This window comes from Rothia sp. HMSC066H02 (assembly GCF_001814995.1).
In the GTDB taxonomy this organism is placed as follows: Bacteria; Actinomycetota; Actinomycetes; order Actinomycetales; family Micrococcaceae; genus Rothia; species Rothia mucilaginosa.
Window position 1 is genome coordinate 354,683 of record NZ_KV818667.1, and the last position, 19,143, is coordinate 373,825.

The window sequence follows — 19,143 nt, forward strand, 5'->3', positions numbered from 1 at the left end:
GCTTCTGCATCTTTCAGAGCAGTAAGAGCGGCGGAGAAGACAAGCGAACGGTGGCGGGCCCATGTTTCCCGCCACCGTTCTGTGCTTTATAGGGTGGTGTATCGACGGTTAGCGTTGTAGCGCCCCGTGAGGGTGCTTAGGCGCGTGCGTCGAAGTGCTGCAGACCGGAGTCCTCACGGCTACCGCCCTGGCCATCGCCAACATCGTGGTAGTCCTTGATCCACTCGATCTTCTGAACCCACTTGACCATCTTGTAGCCGTGCATGGAGTCCGCACGCAGACGGAGCGGGCCACCGTACACATCCGGCAGGGGCTTGTCGTTCATGCCCCACGCCAGGATAGTCTCATCTTCCATTGCCATGGAGATGTCCAGGCACTCGTAGTAGGGTTCGGTCGGGCGGCCGTCGTAGGTGTGGCCCACGTGGCCGAAGGAGGTCACCATAACGTAGCGTGCCTCGTCGGTCTTCTCGACCAGTGCGAGAACGTCGCGCAGGCGCACGCCCTCCCACTTGGCGATGCCGGTCCAACCCTGCATGCAGGTGTGCATGGTGATGTTGACTTCCTTGCCCAGCTGCTTGAGCTCGTCAATGCTCAGGGACTTGGATTCCTTCACCAGGCCGCCCAGCTCGAGGCGGTAGTCAACGAACTCGTGCTCCTTCAGGCGGTTCCACTCGGTGCTCTCACGCTCTGTCGGCGGGCGAGTGTTAACCCAGTGGAAGGGCGAGATGTCGGCATCGGTGAAGGTCTTCTTCTGCACCTGACGGGAGGTGATACGGTCCAGCAGGACGTTACGAATCGGCTGGGTCAGACCCCAAATGAAGGTCTGGGTGAATCGCAGGTCGCGCAGGGACCAGTACGAAGCGAAAATCCACAGAGCCACAGCGAAGACAATGCCGCCAATGAGCATGGTGACTGCCTGAGCGAACTGTGCTGCGTCCACCTCGTTGTAGGGCTTGTTCAGCATCATGTGGGCGATGTTGTACTGGGGGTGAACCACGAACACCAGCGCCACGTGAATGACGGTGAAGACGCAGTAGAACGCCATACCCAGGAAGTGGATGGAACGCGCGGTCTGGCGGTTACGGAAGAGGCGCACGTAGCCGGGGAAGCGGCCGCAGAATGCCGGGCTCATAATCGGGCCGGTTGCAATCATCAGCGGTGCCACGATGAACACCACGGTGAAGTACATGATCTGCTGCAGAGCGTCGTACGGCTGGAAATGCTCAATCGAGGGAATCTGGAAGCCAGCGTAAATCTGGATGGATTCCCACGCCTGCGGGATGATGTCCCAGCTGGTCGGGACGATGCGGCGCCACTGACCGGTCAGGAACAGCAGGGAGACATATACCAGACCGTTAACAATCCAGATGACGGTCACCAGCGCGTGCCATGCGCGACCCAGACCAATCTGAGCCTTACCGGGCAGAGAAATCAGGGGAGACAGGGTGCGCTGGTCATCGCGCGCAGTAAATGCGCCGGGGGTGGTAGGGACCTTGTCCTTGGTGAACTTAATCCACTCAGAACCCGGGGTGCAGTGGTTGTTCCAGTACAGGCGGGGGTGAGAGGCGAGAACTTCCCAACCTGAACGAATCAGGAAGCCCATCATAATGAAGTTGATGAAGTGCGTAATTCGGAGCCAGGCCGGGAAGTCCAGCTCTACGCCACCAGTGCTCGCGGTGAGGAGTAGTTGGTGCATGATATTTCCTTCGGAAATGACTGTGTGTGCAGACAATCGTTAGGATTCAGTGCGAGGCCTTGAGATGCGAAGTTAGAAATAGTTACCTTTCTGAACCATATGATCCTCCTCCATGGTTGGGAGCCGCCGGGGGTATCGTCGCGGATACTCCCGAAAGGGGCGCCTCCCGTGTGTGAGATGGGAGGTGCGCCAGCTCCCGCTGGGGCGGAAGCGACTCTGTGTATGTATGTTGGTTTATGTGTGTTTTAGGGAAATTCCCTGTCCGCTTTCAATTTTATAGGACAAAGTGTCAGTCGTGAAAGCTAAGACACGTCATGTTCTGTAATATTTGCATAAAAAATCCGAATTTAAGGAAGATTCTCATCTTTCCGCGGTTTATAGGGTCTTTCGGGTGCAAAAAACCCACCGCAGCCTCAAGAGGGGATGCGGTGGGTTTTGATTCTATATGTGGGATGCATGTTGGTTTGCAGGGCTTTAACTGCCTGGTATTGTGTGGTTTTATAAATTCAATCCCACATAAGGTTGGGGTGACTGTAAGCGGGTCCCCCGCTCAAACCGGTTCATCAACCCAATCTTGAAAGACCGAAGCGCAACCACAGTGTAGCCGAGGCTACTTCTCTGCAGAACCCGCAGTCTTAGCAGAGCTCGTAGTCTTCGCAGAACCGGGCTGAGCATCAGCCGGGGCCTCAGCGTCAGACGGGGTCTCAGCGTCAGACTGGGACTTCAAACGAACCACCGGAATCATGCCCGTGGTCAACTTCGTCTGAGCATTACGCTGAGCCTTCAACGCGTTCATCTGCTCCTTACGGCTCGGCTCCTGCTGAACCGGCTGACCAGAGCCAAACGCCTGACGAATACCCAACGCCCACAGCGGGAACAGCAGAACCGTCAGCGCGCCACCGGCAACCAGAAGTGACGCCGTGGACTCCTCCAAAAGATCCGAACTGGTCGCAACCTCTGTCACCGCCACAATAATCGGCAGACCCGCAGCAGAATACAACGCCAACTGCGCCTTCTGCGCGCGAGTAGTCAACCCCGAACGGGTATCGAAGAAATGCTCCGCCAAAAGAACCGGAACGCCGCGGCACAGAAGAATACCCACCACCACGGCAAGCAGACCCAAAGGCTTAGCCACCACAGCAGAAACATCAATGCCCATACCGCTGACCACAAAGAACAGCGGAATCATGAACGTAAAACCAACCACCTCAAGGCGGCGAGTCATCATATGCAAAGCCGCCGGAGGGGTCAGAGTACGCAGAATCAAGCCCGCCGCAAAGGAACCGAGCACCGCATCCAAATCAAAAAGGGCAGTGCACATAATCAGGGTCGCCAGCAGGAACATCGCAAGACGCAGAACCGTCTGACCGGTCGTATTCGCCTCCGCAGCCATAATCTGACGCAGACCCGGCACATGCGCAAACAGGCGATGCGGAATCAGCGCCGTAATCACCGCAACCACCATAAACGCCAGCAACACCACAATCGCCATGCCCGGCGAACGCGAAGACAACAGCAGCGAAATAGCGAAAATCGGCAGAAGCTCACCCACTGCACCGTGCACCAGCACTGCATTACCCACCGGCGTACCGGCAGCACCGTGAGACTTCAACATCGGCAACAGCGTGCCCAACGCCGTGGAACTCAACGCCACGCCCACCGCAATATACGTATTCAGCTCATGCGAGAACGACGTAATCACCGCCGCACCCGCCATACCCAAAGCAAAGCACGCCACCCACGTGACAATAGCGCTATAACCCTGACGGCTACGCAACGACGACACGTTAATCTCAAAGCCCGCAATCAAAAAGAGCATGCCCAAGCCCAGCTCCTTCAGCAGCGGGATACCGCCCTCACTGCTGGCAAGGTTGAGCATATTGGGGCCAATCAGCAGACCAAAAAGGAGCAGGAAAACCACATCAGGAATCTTCTTACCCGTCAGCCGCGAAAGAATCGGCGACAGCAACGCAACCAACGTAATCCAGAAAATGGACACAAACTGGCCGCTATCGTGGCTCGACCCATCCGACAGAGTCGTACCCGAAGCAAGAAGAGCACCAGAAGCCCCCAAATCCGTCAAGAAAAGCGGGGAAAAAGTCGAAAACATAAAACCTCAACGTGGTGTGTGCAGGTGGGGCGCGTTTAGGACAGTAAAAGGAGCGAAATCATGCTCCCGCGGGATTGCCCCACCTTTAAGAACGTACCAATGGTACACACCTAACCTCGTGCAACAACACTTGAACAGCACTCACCAATAGGGCAAGAAGCTCCAGCCAGCAGCCGACAGAGAGGCGGCATGAGAGCAAAACCTCCGCGCCACCGCCGGACCAGACACAGCTTCCACCGTTACACTTAACACCTATGCCAGAGCATCCGGCACACACCACCGGATGCGGCAGATACCCTGGCAGGGCGCACAGACTCTCAAACACGGCACTACAAGGAGTGAGGACATGGCAGCAGGGCGCACTCAACCTATCCCCACCGTCAGCAGCGGGGCACGCGCCGCCTCCCTCGGAGGCACCCGACGCGACCTCGGGCTCGACCTCGCCCGCGCCTTCGCCGTGCTCAGCCTGCTCATCCCCTTCGGATACTGGCTGCAACTGATCCCGGTGTCCTGGACGTTCTGGATCCCGCAGACCCTCGTACCGGCAGAGCCGCTCTTCGCCGCAATCCTGGGTGCAGCCGCTTGGCGTTACGCTCGCACCGCGAACTTCCCGCAGCTCTTCGCCGGAACCATCGTGCGATTCCTCGCGCTACTTCTGCTGGGCGTGGCACTCATGCAGGGTGCCACCTACCTGCCGCAAGCCGGCGTGACCGTACCGGCGCAGGGCTTCAGCTACACGCTGCCCTTCGACATGCTCGTGCACCTGGCGCTGCTCACCCTGCTAACCCTATTCATCGTGCACCTGCCCCTGTGGGCGGTCGCCGTACTGGCGGTGATCACCAGCCCCTTCATCACCTGGACCTACACCCTCCTCATGGACGTAGCCGCTCGGGCCGACCAGTGGACCGCTACCCAGCTGCCGTTCCTGGCAAACCACGGCGTCAACCACGCCCAAAGCGCCCAGCTCATCTGGGTCATGTGCCTGGGCATCGTGCTCGTTCGCCTCTACGACAACCTGCAGGCAAAGCTCGCAATCCCCGTAGTGCTCGCCGTGCTGGCGCTCGCCGTCTACCGCACCTTCAACCCCTACACCGAGCTGGGCTTCCTCAACAGCCCGCAGGTGCTACTGACCCTGAACCTGGCGGCAACCCTCTACTTCTGGGCTGAATGCGCGCGCCTGCTCTCCGCACAGGCGGGAATGCTCACCCCCATCGCACGCCTGGGCCAGATGTCGCTGAGCGCCTCCATCGTGCTGAGCGGAATCATTATTTACGCCGGCCCCACCGTCAAGGCTCTTACCGCGGGTGAGCACTACATCGCCACCGGAGGCTGGGGCACCGCCGTGTACTGGAGCGCCTTCCTGCTGCTCGGCGCCGCAATCGCCCTGGGCTTCTGCACCCTCTGGTTACGCATGGCACGCTCCATTGCCGGACGCGGCCCCCTGGAGGCGATTCTCGCCCTCATCTCCGGGCGCGGCTGACGCAATCTGAGCTCAATACGAAAGCGACCCCCTCCCTGCGTTCCTGCACGGGTAGGGGGTCGCTTTTATATACTCAACATCTGCAGCAGAATCTGCGCCAGAGTCTGCCTAGGAATCTGCCACAGAAATACTGTGGATACGACAAAGCCCCGGTCCAGTGGACCGGGGCTAGCTGTCGGGATGACAGGATTTGAACCTGCGACCTCGTCGTCCCGAACGACGCGCGCTACCAAGCTGCGCCACATCCCGATGTTGACCTATCAGCGAATACCGTAGGCAACTCACCTAGGATAACCCAAAAAAATTCAGAACGCAACACAGCGGCACACCACCGGTCGGGGAGAGGCACATAAAGGTCCTACGCTTCAGCCTCCTGAACCTGATTCAGCTCATCCCAGGAGGCGTACATCGCCGCAAAACGACCACCGGAGGCAATCAGCTGCTGCGGGGAGCCATCCTCCACCACGGAGCCCTCATGAATCACCAGCACACGATCAGCGCCCAGAACCGTCGAGAGACGATGCGCAATCACCAGCGCCGTACGCCCCGCCAACACGGTTCGTAGCGCCGCCTGCACCGCACGCTCACTCGGAATATCCAGCGAAGCCGTCGCCTCATCCAGAATTAGCACCCGCGGATTCGCCAAGAACACACGAGCAAACGACACCAGCTGACGCTGACCCGCCGACAGGGTAATACCGCCACGGCCCAGCTGTGACTCGTAGCCGTCACGCAGACGCTCAATGAACGCGTCAGCACCCACCGCCTTTGCGGCAGCCTTCACCTGCTCATCGGACGCCTGCGGGTTACCCATGCGGATATTCTCCAGAATCGACGCGGAGAACAGGAACACCTCCTGGGTCAGCATGAGCACCTCACGGCGCAGCTGCGCATCCGCCAACTGGCGGACATCCACGCCGTCAATACGCACCTGACCGGCTGAAACATCGTAGAAACGAGCCACCAGCTTAGCGATTGTCGACTTACCGGCACCCGTAGCACCCACCAGCGCCACGGTCGTACCCGGCTCAATGCGCAGGCTCGTCTCCTTCAACGCGTGACGATCCGACGTGTACCCAAAGACCGCCGAATCCAGCTCCACCAGAGCGCCCTGAACCGTGCCGGACGCGCCCTCAGCAGCACTAGACTTAGATGCAGACTCGGCGGCAGACTCTACAGCGCGCTCATGCGGATGCTCCGGCTCAGCAACCTCCGGCTCCTCAGCCAAGAACGACGACAGCTTCTCCAGCGCGGACATCGCCGACTGGAACATGTTGTAGAACTCAGAGAGCTGCATAACCGGCTCAAACACACGGTTCGCGTAAATCACCAGCGCCAGCAGGGTACCGATCTGCATGGTGCCGCCCAGCACCGCATAACCACCCAGCACCAACGCACCGGCAATAAACACATTGCCCAAAAGCATCAGCACGGGCGAGTAGACGCCGAAAATCTTAATGGAATCCATCACCGCAAGGCGGTAACGCTCCGACGCCTGAGCGTACTCATAACGCATCTGCGCCTCCGCACCAAACGCCTTCACCGCGCGGATACCCGTAAAAGTCTCCACAAAACGGCTCGTCAAATGCGCAGACTCGGTACGCATCGTACGGAAAACCGGCACCGCAGCCTTCTGGAACCAGCGCGTCAAGAAGTAAATCGGCACGCCCATGACCAGCATGAACAGACCAATACGCCAATCCAGAAGGAAAATAGCGACCGCAGAAATCACCATGGACAGCAAGGTAATTGCCAACTGGCTGATGCCGCTGTCCAAGAAGCTGCGGACCGTATCAATATCGCTGGTCAAACGCGAAATGACCTTGCCCGAGGTGTACCGCTCATGGAACGACACGCTCAGCGACTGCGCGTGACGGAATACCCGCTTACGCAGGTACACCACCACACCCAGCGACACACGCACCGTGTACGCCACGTTGACCCACGAGAAAATCGCGGTCACCGCGGTAGCCGCCACAAAGAACGCCAGCAGGGTCAGCAGGGGAGAAACGTCACCCTGCTTGAGCGGTTCAATGGAACTATCCAAAACGCGGGCAATCAGAATCGGCGCAATCGCCGAGGAACCCGAGACCAAAAGCACCGAAATAATCGACAGAGCCAACGCCCCACGGTGCGGGCGCAACATCTGGCGTAGCAGCGCCATCGAGCGTTCACGGGTCTCCGCGCGCTCCTGCGGGCTCATCTGCTCCCGCGGCTCCGCCGGACGATGATGGGCCATTAGGCCTCCTCCTCCATCGTCATCAGCTGACGGTACTGCTCCGAAGAGTCCATCAGCTCAGCGTGAGTGCCCTCAGCGACCACGGTACCATCAACCATCAGCAGCACGCGGTCAGCCAGAGCTACCGTGGAGGGGCGGTGCGCCGTCAACAGGGTAGTAGCGCCACCCAGGCCCTCCAGACCCTCACGCAGGCCGGTAATAATACGCTCCTCGGTGTTCACATCCAGCGCCGAGAACGGGTCATCCAGCAGTAGCACGGAGGGGCGCTTCGCCAAAGCGCGCGCCAACGACAGACGCTGACGCTGACCACCCGAAAGGCTCAGACCCTCCTCACCAATGACGGTATCCAGACCCTGCGGAAGCTCCGCCACGAAATCGCACGCAGCCAGCTGCAGCGCGGTCTGGAGGGTCGCCTCCAGCTCTTCTGCGGCGGGGTAGTCTTCATCCTCGGTGCCGTGCTCGTACTGCTCGGCAACGCCCATCAGTACGTTCTCGCGGACCGTGCCGGAGAAGAGCACCGCCTCCTCAAAGACGAACGCGGTCTGGGCGCGCACCTCCTCAATAGACATGTCGGCGGTGTCTCGGGTGCCAAAACGCAGGGAGCCGGAGGTCGGCTCGTAGAAACGCGGAACCAGCGACAGCACGGTCGACTTGCCGCTACCGGTTGCACCCACCAGCGCCAGAATCTCACCCGGGAAGACCTTGAAGTTTACGTCCTTCAGCACGGAAACCTCGGGTGCCTTCACCTCAGAGTTTGCACCGGTATCCTCAGCTGAAACAGATGCTTCGGCAGCGTCGTAGCTGAACTGAACGTGATCGAAAGTGACAGATACTGCGCCACCGCTGGGGTACTGCATAGTTTCCTTCCCGGAGCCGCCCTCGGCAGACACTCCAGCTACTGTTGACGAATCAGAAGCACCCTGCGGATGCTCGGGCGCAGACACAGCCGCGGAGCCACGAACCAGCGGCACCGCCTCAAAGCCAGGCTCGTCCATGACCTCGTTGTGGCGTTCCAATGCCACCTTATAGCTCAAATAGGCAGACATCAGCGCGGTCGAGCGCGTCACGTGGCTGAGCACGGTCGTCTGCACCGCAAAGTAGGCGGTCATCGCGCCCAGGCTCAAGGTGCCCGCCGCAACCTGCGAAGCGCCTACAGCCAGCGCCACCGCCGTGGAGACACCCACAATCAGGCCCTGGTACAGGGCAACACGAGCCACCAGCATCGACCTGCCGTACTCGCGCACCTGCAGGGCGTCCACCGACTCGGAATATTCCTGAATCTGCTCGGGGGAGCGACCCAGCGCCTTAATCACGCGGATGCCGCGCACCGACTCCTCAATGCGGGTGGAGAGGTCGCCCGTCATCTGCTGAATCTCATGTGAAGCGCGGTAGTACTTGCGGGTGAAGTTCACCAGCGACAGCACCAGAATAGGCACGGTCACCACGAACACCAGCGCCAGCGACGGCGAAGAACGCAGCATGAAGAAGCCACCGACCAGGAACATCACCGCAACAGTCAGCATCTGAACAATACCGAAGGACAACCAACGGCGAATCGTCCCCAAATCGCTCATAGAACGGGTCAGCAACTGACCGGAGGACCAACGATCCAGCAGAGAAAGCGGGGCGCTGAGCAGACGGTCAAAGAAGTTCATGCGCATGGACAGCTCAATCGTGGAGGTCGGGTCCACAATCAGCCAGCGCCTCCAATACATGAAGGAGGCGTGCGCAATACCCAGCAGAAGCACCAGGCCGCCGGCAATCCAGATGGCGCTCTCAGTGGTGCTCTGCGAGAGATGATCCACAATAATCTGCAACATCTGCGGGATGGAAATCTCAAGGGCACCGGCACCGAACGCCACGAGCAGGCCCACGCCCCAGCGCACACGAATCGGACGCGCATACGCGGCGAGGGTGCGCGGGGCACGCTGACCGTGCGCGTAGTCGATCGGGTCGGGGGTCGGTTCGCTCGCCGTCTCCAGGAAAGGATTGCGGCGGCGCTTAGCCGTGTGTGCTGTAGAAGCCTCAGACATTAGCGGCGGCACCTTTCGAAGCGTCGGCTTCACCCTTATCGCGAGCCGTGAGGGTCACCAGGATTGCCTCCGGCGGGCAGAACAGACGGACCGGCGCAAAACGAGAGGTGCCCAAACCGGCAGAAACCTGAACCGGAATACCGGACTGCTCACTGACACCCTTCGCACGCGAAGGCGGCAAATCGCAATTGCTGACCAGGGCATGACCGCCGGGCAGACAGACCTGACCGCCGTGCGTATGACCGGCAAAAATAGCCTGCGCACCGTCCTGCACGAAGCGGTACAGGGTACGCATATAGGGGGCGTGCGCCACGCCGATACGGACGCTCGGCTCCTGCCCCTCATCGAAGGCGCCGGGGGCGAAGCCGGGGTGCTCATCGTAACGCAGGTGCGGGTCATCCACACCGGAGAATTCCAGGCGCAGACCCTTGAGGTTCAGCGTGTCGTAGCGGTTGATCAGGCCCGTCCAGCCGCGCGACTCGAAGGCGTCGTGCATCCGCTCAATGGGCAGAGCTACACGCGAGCCTTCCTCAATCATCTGCGGGGTGCGAGGCTGCCACAGGTAACGTGCCGGGTTCTTGAAAACCGGCGCGAAATAGCAATTTGAGCCGGGCACAAACACGCCGGGGAAGTCCATGAGCGGGTCGAGCGCCTCCAGCAGCGGACCCATACCGTCCACGTGGGAGAGGTTATCGCCCGTGTTCATCACCAAATCCGGCTCCAGGGCAGCCAGCGAGTGCATGAAATCAATCTTCTTCTGCTGGCCCGGAATCATGTGCATATCCGAAATATGCAGAATCCTAAAGTCGGGGCTCCCGGCGGGCAACACCGGCAGGGACTCGGTGCGGAGCTGAAAATTGTTCAGCTCAATAAAGTGCCCATACGCCGCCGTGGCGGCCCCCAAAGCTGCAGTGGCGGCTACCGCCCCCGCTACCTTCTTCAGGAGCGGGGAGGAGCCGCGTGCGCCGGGGACCGCCACGGGGACGCGGGCGTTGACTGCGTTTTCACACATTATCAATCGCCTTTCAGGCTTCAGCTGATGAGCTGTGATTCTAGCTGTACGACAGAATCTTATCGCTGGGGGTGGTGAAGTCCTTCGTGTTGTACTTCGGTGCGATCGTCTTCATGAACGACTGCCACTGTTCACCCGCGTAGTTTCCACCATCGACGTACTCGAGGACTCGACCGTTAATACCCAAACCGTTCAGGGAACGGAAGCCGAGGTTGTTAGAACCAACCCAAGACGCGGTGGACAGGCCACGAGTGTAGCCAACCTGCCAGGTCTGGGAGGAGTTATCGTTCGTACCGGTCTTCGCAGCCGAACCGTTCGGCAGACCAATACCGCGCTGAGAAGCGGAACCGCCGGGCTGGATAACACCCTTCAGAACCCAGCTGACACCGTTCGCGATGTCCGGATCCAGAACCTGCTCACACTGGTTCTGGTATTCCTTGAGAGTCTCGCCGTCAGTCTTGGTGATCTTCTCAATCGGGCGCGGGGTGCAGTACTTACCCTCGGAAGCGAAGATAGCGTACATGGATGCGCTGGTCAGCGGGGAGATACCGTACTTGGTACCACCAATGTTGGTACTCAGGTTGGGGATGCTGTGCAGCGGTTCGCCGGTACCGTCCAGGGCGTGCATCTTGATGGACAGGTCGTGCACATCGCACAGGTCAATCTGGGAGAGCATGCCGAACAGGTACGAGTTAAACGACTTGCGAATACCATACGCCGCGGTGTTGTAGCCTAGGCCGCCGTTGACTGCGTTCTTGTAGGACCAGCCGTTCGGCTGACCGGTGTAGTAGTACTTACCGCCGTCGTAGCACTTGGCTTTCCAACCGAAGCTGGTGGGCCAGAACAGCTGGGTACCGTTCACGGTAGCGTTAGCGCCGCGGCCGCTGATGAGCCACTGAGCCAGAATAATCGGTTTGAACGTCGAACCGGGCTGGAAGCCGCGGGTACCACCGTAGGCGCTATCAACGTTGTAGTTGTACTCGGTCTTGGAGTGGTCGTTTGCGTCAGCCGGGGTGCCGAGCTCGGTGTTCTGTGCCATCGCGATGACGCGGCCGGTGCCGGGCTCAACACTGGTCAGCGCGGAGTTCACGTCGTTCCAGTTGGTTGCTGCCGGCTGGGTGGAGTCCACAGCCTGCTTTGCCGCGGTCTGAGCCTCGGGGTTCAGGGTGGTGATCACCTTCAGGCCGCCACGCTTGATGGCGGTGTTACGCAGCTCAGCGGTTGCGCCGAGGGACTCATCCTGCAGCAGGTAGTTGACCACATAACGGCAGAAGAACGCCTTGTCGCCTGCCAGGGAGCAACCCTGGGACTTGGTGTGGACGTTGAGCTTAATGTCGCTGGCGATGGCGTCGCTGTATTCCTTGTCGGAAATCTTGCCGTCGCGGAGCATAGTGCCCAGAACGATGTCGCGGCGTTCACGGGCGAGCTCGGGGTTCACGGTCGGATCGTACACGTTCGGTGCCTGCACCAGACCGGCCAGAAGCGCGGACTGAGCCACGTTCAGGTCCTTAGCGGAAATACCCCAGTAGTACTGTGCAGCAGCCTCAACACCGTAGTTCGAACCACCCAGGTTCACGATGTTCAGGTAGCCTTCAAGGATCTCGTCCTTGGACTTGTTCTGCTCCATAGAGATCGCAAGCTTCATCTCGCGAATCTTTGCGGCGTAGGTCTTGTTACCGTTCAGGGTTGCGGTAGCGTCCTCACCGCGAGCCACAGCGGAGTCAACAATGAGGTTGTTAACGTACTGCTGGGTCAGGGTAGATGCACCCTGGCGGCGACCGCTGTTGGAGTTAATGATGTTGTTCAGAAACGCACGACCAATACCGATAGCGGAGACAGCACCGTGATTGTAGAAGTCACGGTCCTCCACCGAGACGATAGCGTTCTTCATGTGCTGAGAAATCTGATCCAGCTTGACCGGTTCACGGTTCTCTTCGAAGAAGGTCGCGATTTCGGTCTTGCCGTCAGCAGCGTAAATAGTAGAAGGACGGGAGGAGATGCCATCGGCAATGTCGTCAGGAAGGTCCTGGAACCATGACATCGACGCGTTCGTGACCATACCCAAGCTCACGGCAGGGGGTACGACAATAATTGCCGCAAGGAAACCGGCAATCACGCTGAACGCGAGGAACTGCAAAAAATCTCCCGGGCGGCGACGCGCACGGGTTTTCTTAGATGAAGCCATTCATTCAGTTTATCCCATGAAGCTGTGAGAGGAAGTCCGGTTCGGCACCCCACAGGGAGGTGGGCGCCTCAGCGCTGAGAATAAAGCCCCCAAAAGCGCCGGACATTGACCGAAACCATAGTAAATCCCTTTTACTTATTCGACCCTGAAAGCTAGGCTAGAGGGTATGAAGAAATGGGAATACGCAACTGTACCGCTAATGATTCACACGACCAAGGCAATCCTCGATAACTGGGGTGAAGACGGCTGGGAGCTCGTAACTGTTCTGCCCGGCGCATCCGCACCTGCTGGTGCAACCCCCGCGTCGAACATGGTCGCTCCGACTCAGGGCAACCCCATCGCCTACTTTAAGCGCGAGAAGGCTGACTAAGAGCAACGTACCCGGCGGTCACCTCGCTATCCCGGCCCTCCTATAACTAGGGGAGCGCGGGAATAGATGAGGAAGACCGCCGGTTAGCCATTTAACAGCTGCCTGAATATCAGTAGCGTTTAGGTTTACGGCATTTCCCCTATCACCGTTTGGGTGCCAGCACCCGCCATCCTTCTGGAGTAATCATGACTGAATCCCGTATTGAAGCACGTATCCGCGAACTCGGTTACGAACTGCCCGTAGCACCCGCCCCCGTTGCAGCCTACGTTCCGGCTGTTACTTCCGGCTCCTACGTGTACACCTCCGGTCAGCTGCCCTTCGTCGACGGTGCCCTGCCCGAAACCGGTAAGGTTTCCGACTCCGGCGCTGAAGGCTTCGTGACCCCCGAGGACGCGAAGAAGTACGCGGGTATCTGCCTGCTCAATGCTCTGGCAGCAGTCAAGTCCGTTATTGGCGACCTGGACCGCGTGCAGCGCGTGGTGAAGGTTGTTGGCTTCGTGGCATCCGAGGTGAACTTCACCGCTCAGCCCGCCGTCATTAACGGCGCCTCCGAACTGCTCGGCGAAATCTTCGGCGAGGCAGGCCAGCATGCCCGCTCCGCCGTGGGTGTTCCCGTTCTTCCCCTGGACTCGCCCGTAGAGGTCGAGATCATTGTTGAATATGTCTAATCTGTACACCGGCGCGCTGCCGCTGTCTGCTATTCGTGCTGCCCAGGCTCAGCGGGCAGCACAAAGTGGCACCCAAAAGACGGTGAACGGTATCGACGGTCACGGATCCGGCGAATCGCAGGATATCAAGACTCTACCCCAGCCGGTGCAGGAACGCCGCTTCGGCACCCCCACCCCGGCTGAAGGCGTGGAACGCCCCCGCATGTTTACCGGCCGCCAGTCTGCGGCTAACCCGCGAACCTCCTGCATCCAGCGTCTCTACACGATTCCCGAGTTCATGCGCACCGCAGCCGAAAGTTGGCGTGAAGGCGGTAACGAAGGTGCGACCGGCTGCACGATGCGCCAGGCGGCATCCGTCATTTTTGTGCGCGACGGCGACAACGGCCTCGAAACGATTCTGACCTACCGCCCCGGCACCTCTCCTCTGGGCGTGGTCGCATTCCCCGGCGGCACGGCTCTTCCCGGTGATGATGAGTCTGCATCCTGGATCGGCCCCGGTGCCGAATACTGGGAAGAGCAGTTCCACTTCTCCGATATTGCTCAGGCACGCCGCAGCGTCATGGCTGCCGTGCGTGAATCCTTTGAAGAGACCGGCATTCTGCTCGCTGGCGAGGATGATCAGGACGTGGTGGAGCGCTCCAGCACCCCCGAGCTCATGGCGTGGCGTGAAGCGGTTGCTGAGCAGGACAAGAGCTTCTCTAACTTCTTGACCTCCAGCGGTTTGAGCGTGCGCGCCGACCTGCTGCGCCCGGTCGCGCGTTGGCAGTCCCCGGACTTCTTCCTCAAGCGCTACGATATCGCCTACTTCACCACGGCTCTGCCTGTGGGTCAGGACCCGAAGCTGCTGCTCGGTAAGGGCGTGTGGGGCGACTGGCTGAACGTGCGTGAACTGCTCGAAGCTAAGGACACCAGCGAACTCGGTGACCGCATCGGCCAGCCCAACACGGTGGGCCGTACCCTCGACCAGCTCATTACCCCCGGCGTGATGTGCATGCTCGAATCCCTGGCAAAGGCACAGACTTCCGTGGCCTGGCTGTCCAAGCGCCGCAATATTGAGGTGAAGAAGCCCGTGCTCGTGACCCACAACGGTGCGTGCATGCTCTCCTTCACCGAGGTGGTTCCGGCTACCACCGGTTCCATCTACACCGGCGCAACGGGCGTGCTCTAGCGAGCTGCCGCCTACACTTGCTTTCGAGATGAAGCGTTAAAGAAATCAGGAGCCATTTCCCCATGCAGAGGGAAATGGCTCCTGATTTATTTAAGTCGTGCGTCTTTTAGCGAGGGCATCCTAGAATGCCCTAACTCAAAGAGACCTTAGCGGGAACGCTGGCGCAGGCGGGGCAGGTCCAGAATGACAACTGCGCGTGCCTCCAGGCGGATCCAGCCGCGAGAAACGAACTCGGCAAGAGCCTTGTTCACGGTCTCGCGGGATGCGCCAACCAGCTGTGCCAGCTCTTCCTGAGTCAGCTCGTGAGCAACGAGCACGCCGTCGGTTGCGGGGCGGCCGAAGCGGTCAGCCAGGTCCAGCAGTGCCTTAGCGAGGCGGCCGGGAACGTCGGAGAAGACCAGGTCAGCCAGTGCCTCGTTAGCGTGGCGCAGGCGGCGAGCCAGAGTCTTAATGACCTGATCGGAAATCGAGGGATCCAGCTGCTGTGCGCGCTTGAAGGACTCGTGCTTGATGGCAGCCAAGCGGGTCTCAGAAACAGCCACAGCGTTGGTCGAACGGGGCGAGGGGTCGAAGAGAGCCATCTCGCCGAAAACATCACCGGGACCCATAATCGCGACCATGTTCTCGCGGCCGTCAGCGGCGGTACGACCCAGCTTGACCTTACCGGAGAGCACAGCGAAGAGCTGGTCGTCCTGGTCACCCTCGTAGAAAAGGACAGCGTTGCGGGAGAGGTCAATCTCCTGAATGTCATCGGTCAGCAGAGCGAAAGCTGCGTCGTCGAGGTTAGCAAAGAGAGGGGTACGACGGAGGATCTCGAGATCCATAAAGTTCTCCTAGATATGAGGTGATGAGCCGAAACTCGTAAATGTTCAGTGAGTGAGCCCGAACCGGTGCCATGTGTCTCAACATCTGAAATGTGAGAAGGCTCAAGCTAGTGTGACATATTCAACTGATATGAGCGTACCCTAAAAAAGCTGTTTGTGCATTCCGATAGGGCGAGCTTTACAGCAAAAGTTATTTCTTCCGAGAAAATTCAAAGCTTCCCCACAGGTTCACCACCTAATATCAGGCATTCAGGTGTGTACTTTTTTCGGTACCAAGCACGCAGACACCCTCATGGCCAGGAGGCGCACCGCCTCCACACACGGTACGATGCGACGAGGCAGAAACCCGAGCCCAAAAACCCCGGGAACACAAGCCCGCCGCACCCACCACTGGGTGTTAACGCGCCGCCACACTCACCGGGCACAGCCCGCACCAACCACATGGGCACACCGTGACCATTTCTACCCACCAAGGAGGCAATTAGTCGTGACGACTGGCATCAACCTGCTTGATATTGCTATCCCCATCATTCTGCTGCTCTACTTCCTCGCCGGAGTCCGCAGCGGATTCTTCACCACCCTCGGAACCTTCCTCGGCCTGGGTCTGGGCGTCTGCGCCGCAGCCTGGCTCGTACCCCTTGCCGTGGCATCCGTAGGAACCCAGTGGAGCCTCATTACCGCCGTCGGTGTGCTCGTCATCTGCCTGACCATCGGACAGTGGCTCGGCCTCGTTGCTGGACGCACCATCCGCCGCGTCACCGACATCACCCCGCTCAAGGGCGTAGAACGCTTCTTCGGCGGCGTGCTGAACCTCGCCGCCTGCGCCCTGGTCATGGTCGTGCTGACCATCTCCATGCGCACCGTACCCATCCCGCAGCTCAACACTGCGCTCAGCGACTCCAAGACCCTCTCCTGGATGGTCGCCTCCACCCCCGAGGTCGTCAAGGACCGCATCAACACGGTACGCAATGACGTGCTCGCCTTCGGAACCATTCCGGAAGTCAGCCAGCTCATCGCCCCCGAAACCAGCGCCCCCACCGAGACGGTAGAATCCGCGGCACTGGACCAAGCGGCAGCCTCCGTGGTTGAGATTCTGGGCGCCGCAGAGCAGTGCGGCTACACCTCCACCGGCTCCGGCTTCGTAGCGGACAACGGCCTGGTCGTCACCAACGCCCACGTGGTCGCCGGCGTGACCTCCCCGGTCGTACAGGACTCCCGCGGCCGCACCTGGCCCGGCACCGTCGTCTACATGGACACCGAACAGGACCTCGCCTTCATCAGCGTTCCCAAGCTGCCGCTCGAACCGCTGACCATCGGCACCAACGCCACCGCAGGTAGCCTTGTAACCTTCATGGGCTACCCCAAGGGCGGCCCGTTCAAGGCACTGCCCGCCACCGTGCAGGGCATCGGCAACACCCAAACCATCGATGCCGACACCGGCCGCGCCAACGCCATGCGCCAGGTCTACCAACTGGCAGCCGACGTGCAGCACGGCAACTCCGGCGGCCCCGTCCTCGACGAAAACGGCAACGTGGTCGGCGTGATCTTCGGTAGGGCAACCACCGGCCAGACCGGCTACGCCATCACCGCAAGCACCCTCAAGCAGGCACTGGCCGAAGGCGGCGACAACACCGCCGCAGTCTCCACCGGCACCTGCCGCAAGTAACTAGCCGCTAAATAGCGATAAAAGTTCAGGCTCCCCCCCCTCACATGAGGAACGGGAGCCTGAACTATTTAACGAACGGAGGCAGTGCTGGGCTATTCCGCCAGGCGCTGGGCTGCGCTATTCAGCGAGATGCTGCGCTGTTATTCCGCCAGGTGCTGTGCCAGGAAATCAACCGCCATGACATAGCCGTACGCACCCGCACCGGCAATCACCGCGGTAGCCTGCGGCGACACAAACGAATGATGACGGAACTGCTCACGACGATGCACATTCGACAGATGCACCTCAACCACCGGAAGCTCAGCCGCCTCCAGTGCATCATGCAGCGCCACCGACGTGTGGGTGTACGCCGCCGGGTTGATAATAATCGCCGCGCCACGAGTACGAGCACGCTGAATCTCATCCACCAGTGCACCCTCATGATTCGACTGCATAAACTCAACATCAAAACCATGATCCGCCGCGCGCTCACGCACCATACGCTCAATATCGTGCAGAGTGGTGTAGCCGTACACCTCGGGGCGGCGCTGCCCAAGCAGGTTCAAATTCGGTCCATTAAGCACAAAAATCGTATCTGACATAAAACCAGTGTGGCACAGTGAGCGCCCGCTGAGCGCTAGCTGGCGCGAACTGCCCAAAAAAGATGAGACACAGAAAATGATGAGAAGCGAGCCAAGTACGGTGAACCTCGCTACCGCCCACACACCCAAGCCCGGTACCCTCGCGCTATGACCGAGAACGCCACCCGCACCGAAGTAGAGAACACCGCGGCAGAAAACAGCACGGCTGAGAACACTGCGGCAGAGAACACCGAAGCGCTCCTACAAATCCGATTCGTCCCCGAATTCAAAGCTGCAGCCGCCGCACGCCGCCTCAACGCACGTGCACCCGAAAGCCACCTCGCCACCGTGCGCCGCGCCCGAAAGATTAACCGCATCCTCGGCGAAACCTACCCCTACGCCGTTGCAGAACTCGACTTTGACAACCCCTTCGAGCTACTCATCGCCACCGTGCTCTCGGCACAAACCACTGACGTGCGCGTCAACTCCGTCACCGGTGCACTCTTCGCACGCTACCCGGACGCCGCCGCGCTCGCCTCCGCACGTACCGAAGAGGTCGAACCCTACATTCAGTCCCTCGGCTTCTACCGCGCCAAGGCACGCTCCATCGTCACCCTCTCCCAGCAGCTCGTAGAACGCCACAACGGGCAGGTTCCCTCAACCCTCGAAGAGCTCGTAGAACTCGCCGGTGTCGGTCGCAAAACCGCGAACGTGGTCCTCGGAAACGCCTTTGACGTGCCCGGACTGACCGTAGACACCCACTTCGGCCGCCTCGCCCGCCGCATGGGATTCACCACCGCAGACGCCCCCGAGACGGTCGAAAAAGACGTCGCCGAACTCATCGAACGCAAAGACTGGACGCTCTTCTCACACCGCATGGTCTACCACGGCCGCCGCATCTGCCACGCCAAAAAGCCCGCCTGCGGCGTATGCCCCGTCGCCGACCTCTGCCCGTCCTATGGCGCCGGGGAGACGAACGAACAAGCAGCACGTAAACTCATGAAATACGAAATGGCACCCGGCCGAGAAGACCTGCACCTGCGATTCCTGCAGGGCGCAACCCGCCGCGAACTCATGGCAGAAGGCTACCCGCTCAGCGCCTAACGGCACCTGAACCGGAATGCGGCCGCGC

General features: G+C 60.0%; 14 protein-coding genes and 1 tRNA gene. 6 read left to right on the forward strand and 9 right to left on the reverse strand.

Annotation, left to right across the window (positions count from 1 at the left end; translation table 11 throughout):
- Positions 1–136 precede the first annotated feature (136 nt).
- Both HMPREF2999_RS01515 and HMPREF2999_RS01520 read right to left on the reverse strand, forming a co-directional pair.
- Positions 137–1,696: a molybdopterin-dependent oxidoreductase gene (locus HMPREF2999_RS01515; protein ID WP_005504634.1), complete on the reverse strand. Its 1,560-nt coding sequence runs from the start codon at positions 1,694–1,696 to the stop codon at positions 137–139.
- Positions 1,697–2,306: 610 nt separating this feature from the next.
- Entirely contained in the window at positions 2,307–3,806 is a 1,500-nt protein-coding gene (locus HMPREF2999_RS01520) for a cation:proton antiporter (protein WP_070674720.1), read from the reverse strand.
- A gap of 346 nt (positions 3,807–4,152) precedes the next feature.
- On the opposite strand from HMPREF2999_RS01520, the gene HMPREF2999_RS01525 reads away from it, so the two are divergent.
- Complete coding sequence (locus tag HMPREF2999_RS01525) at positions 4,153–5,286, forward strand: hypothetical protein (RefSeq protein WP_070674723.1); 1,134 nt, start codon at positions 4,153–4,155, stop codon at positions 5,284–5,286.
- A gap of 175 nt (positions 5,287–5,461) precedes the next feature.
- Here the strand turns inward: HMPREF2999_RS01525 and HMPREF2999_RS01530 are convergent.
- From HMPREF2999_RS01530 to HMPREF2999_RS01550, 5 genes are all read right to left on the reverse strand, one after another.
- Positions 5,462–5,535 (reverse strand) — tRNA-Pro (locus HMPREF2999_RS01530).
- Positions 5,536–5,644: 109 nt separating this feature from the next.
- Positions 5,645–7,525 (reverse strand): ABC transporter ATP-binding protein, encoded by a 1,881-nt coding sequence (locus HMPREF2999_RS01535; protein WP_070674726.1) that lies wholly within the window; start codon positions 7,523–7,525, stop codon positions 5,645–5,647.
- Positions 7,525–9,558, reverse strand: coding sequence for an ABC transporter ATP-binding protein (locus tag HMPREF2999_RS01540; RefSeq protein WP_070674729.1), 2,034 nt, complete (start codon positions 9,556–9,558; stop codon positions 7,525–7,527). The genes HMPREF2999_RS01535 and HMPREF2999_RS01540 overlap by 1 nt, the downstream gene beginning before the upstream one ends.
- Positions 9,551–10,570, reverse strand: coding sequence for a metallophosphoesterase (locus HMPREF2999_RS01545; RefSeq protein ID WP_070674732.1), 1,020 nt, complete (start codon positions 10,568–10,570; stop codon positions 9,551–9,553). The genes HMPREF2999_RS01540 and HMPREF2999_RS01545 overlap by 8 nt, the downstream gene beginning before the upstream one ends.
- 40 nt (positions 10,571–10,610) lie before the next feature.
- The gene (locus HMPREF2999_RS01550) at positions 10,611–12,755 is read right to left on the reverse strand and encodes a transglycosylase domain-containing protein (protein WP_070674735.1); all 2,145 of its coding nucleotides are present in this window, start codon (positions 12,753–12,755) and stop codon (positions 10,611–10,613) included.
- Positions 12,756–12,921: 166 nt separating this feature from the next.
- Here HMPREF2999_RS01550 and HMPREF2999_RS01555 point away from each other — a divergent pair, with 166 nt between their 5' ends.
- From HMPREF2999_RS01555 to HMPREF2999_RS01565, 3 genes are all read left to right on the forward strand, one after another.
- Positions 12,922–13,125, forward strand: coding sequence for a DUF4177 domain-containing protein (locus HMPREF2999_RS01555; protein WP_005504647.1), 204 nt, complete (start codon positions 12,922–12,924; stop codon positions 13,123–13,125).
- A 185-nt stretch (positions 13,126–13,310) separates the two neighbouring features.
- Positions 13,311–13,793, forward strand: coding sequence for a RidA family protein (locus HMPREF2999_RS01560; protein WP_049338331.1), 483 nt, complete (start codon positions 13,311–13,313; stop codon positions 13,791–13,793).
- Positions 13,786–14,961, forward strand: coding sequence for an NUDIX hydrolase (locus HMPREF2999_RS01565; RefSeq protein ID WP_070674738.1), 1,176 nt, complete (start codon positions 13,786–13,788; stop codon positions 14,959–14,961). Before HMPREF2999_RS01560 ends, HMPREF2999_RS01565 begins: the two co-directional genes overlap by 8 nt.
- A 146-nt stretch (positions 14,962–15,107) precedes the next feature.
- On the opposite strand, the gene HMPREF2999_RS01570 is transcribed toward HMPREF2999_RS01565, so the two are convergent.
- The gene (locus HMPREF2999_RS01570) at positions 15,108–15,785 is read right to left on the reverse strand and encodes a Crp/Fnr family transcriptional regulator (protein ID WP_005504653.1); all 678 of its coding nucleotides are present in this window, start codon (positions 15,783–15,785) and stop codon (positions 15,108–15,110) included.
- A gap of 487 nt (positions 15,786–16,272) precedes the next feature.
- Between HMPREF2999_RS01570 and HMPREF2999_RS01575 the strand changes: the two genes are divergently transcribed.
- Positions 16,273–17,451 carry a MarP family serine protease gene (locus HMPREF2999_RS01575; RefSeq protein WP_070674741.1) on the forward strand — a complete coding sequence of 393 codons (1,179 nt, stop codon included), beginning with the start codon at positions 16,273–16,275 and terminating at the stop codon, positions 17,449–17,451.
- A 140-nt stretch (positions 17,452–17,591) separates the two neighbouring features.
- Here HMPREF2999_RS01575 and aroQ read toward each other — a convergent pair whose 3' ends face one another.
- On the reverse strand, positions 17,592–18,032 hold the full coding sequence (gene aroQ / locus HMPREF2999_RS01580; protein WP_005504658.1) for a type II 3-dehydroquinate dehydratase: 441 nt from the start codon (positions 18,030–18,032) through the stop codon (positions 17,592–17,594).
- Between the two features lie 147 nt (positions 18,033–18,179).
- On the opposite strand from aroQ, the gene nth reads away from it, so the two are divergent.
- Positions 18,180–19,115 (forward strand): endonuclease III, encoded by a 936-nt coding sequence (gene nth, locus HMPREF2999_RS01585; RefSeq protein WP_070674744.1) that lies wholly within the window; start codon positions 18,180–18,182, stop codon positions 19,113–19,115.
- Positions 19,116–19,143 lie beyond the last annotated feature (28 nt).

Coding starts and splice junctions, on each gene's coding strand:
- HMPREF2999_RS01515 (WP_005504634.1), bottom strand. CDS start 1,696: ATGCACCAACTACTCCTCACCGCGAGCACTGGTGGCGTAGAGCTGGAC.
- HMPREF2999_RS01520 (WP_070674720.1), bottom strand. CDS start 3,806: ATGTTTTCGACTTTTTCCCCGCTTTTCTTGACGGATTTGGGGGCTTCT.
- HMPREF2999_RS01525 (WP_070674723.1), top strand. CDS start 4,153: ATGGCAGCAGGGCGCACTCAACCTATCCCCACCGTCAGCAGCGGGGCA.
- HMPREF2999_RS01535 (WP_070674726.1), bottom strand. CDS start 7,525: ATGGCCCATCATCGTCCGGCGGAGCCGCGGGAGCAGATGAGCCCGCAG.
- HMPREF2999_RS01540 (WP_070674729.1), bottom strand. CDS start 9,558: ATGTCTGAGGCTTCTACAGCACACACGGCTAAGCGCCGCCGCAATCCT.
- HMPREF2999_RS01545 (WP_070674732.1), bottom strand. CDS start 10,570: ATGTGTGAAAACGCAGTCAACGCCCGCGTCCCCGTGGCGGTCCCCGGC.
- HMPREF2999_RS01550 (WP_070674735.1), bottom strand. CDS start 12,755: ATGGCTTCATCTAAGAAAACCCGTGCGCGTCGCCGCCCGGGAGATTTT.
- HMPREF2999_RS01555 (WP_005504647.1), top strand. CDS start 12,922: ATGAAGAAATGGGAATACGCAACTGTACCGCTAATGATTCACACGACC.
- HMPREF2999_RS01560 (WP_049338331.1), top strand. CDS start 13,311: ATGACTGAATCCCGTATTGAAGCACGTATCCGCGAACTCGGTTACGAA.
- HMPREF2999_RS01565 (WP_070674738.1), top strand. CDS start 13,786: ATGTCTAATCTGTACACCGGCGCGCTGCCGCTGTCTGCTATTCGTGCT.
- HMPREF2999_RS01570 (WP_005504653.1), bottom strand. CDS start 15,785: ATGGATCTCGAGATCCTCCGTCGTACCCCTCTCTTTGCTAACCTCGAC.
- aroQ (WP_005504658.1), bottom strand. CDS start 18,032: ATGTCAGATACGATTTTTGTGCTTAATGGACCGAATTTGAACCTGCTT.
- nth (WP_070674744.1), top strand. CDS start 18,180: ATGACCGAGAACGCCACCCGCACCGAAGTAGAGAACACCGCGGCAGAA.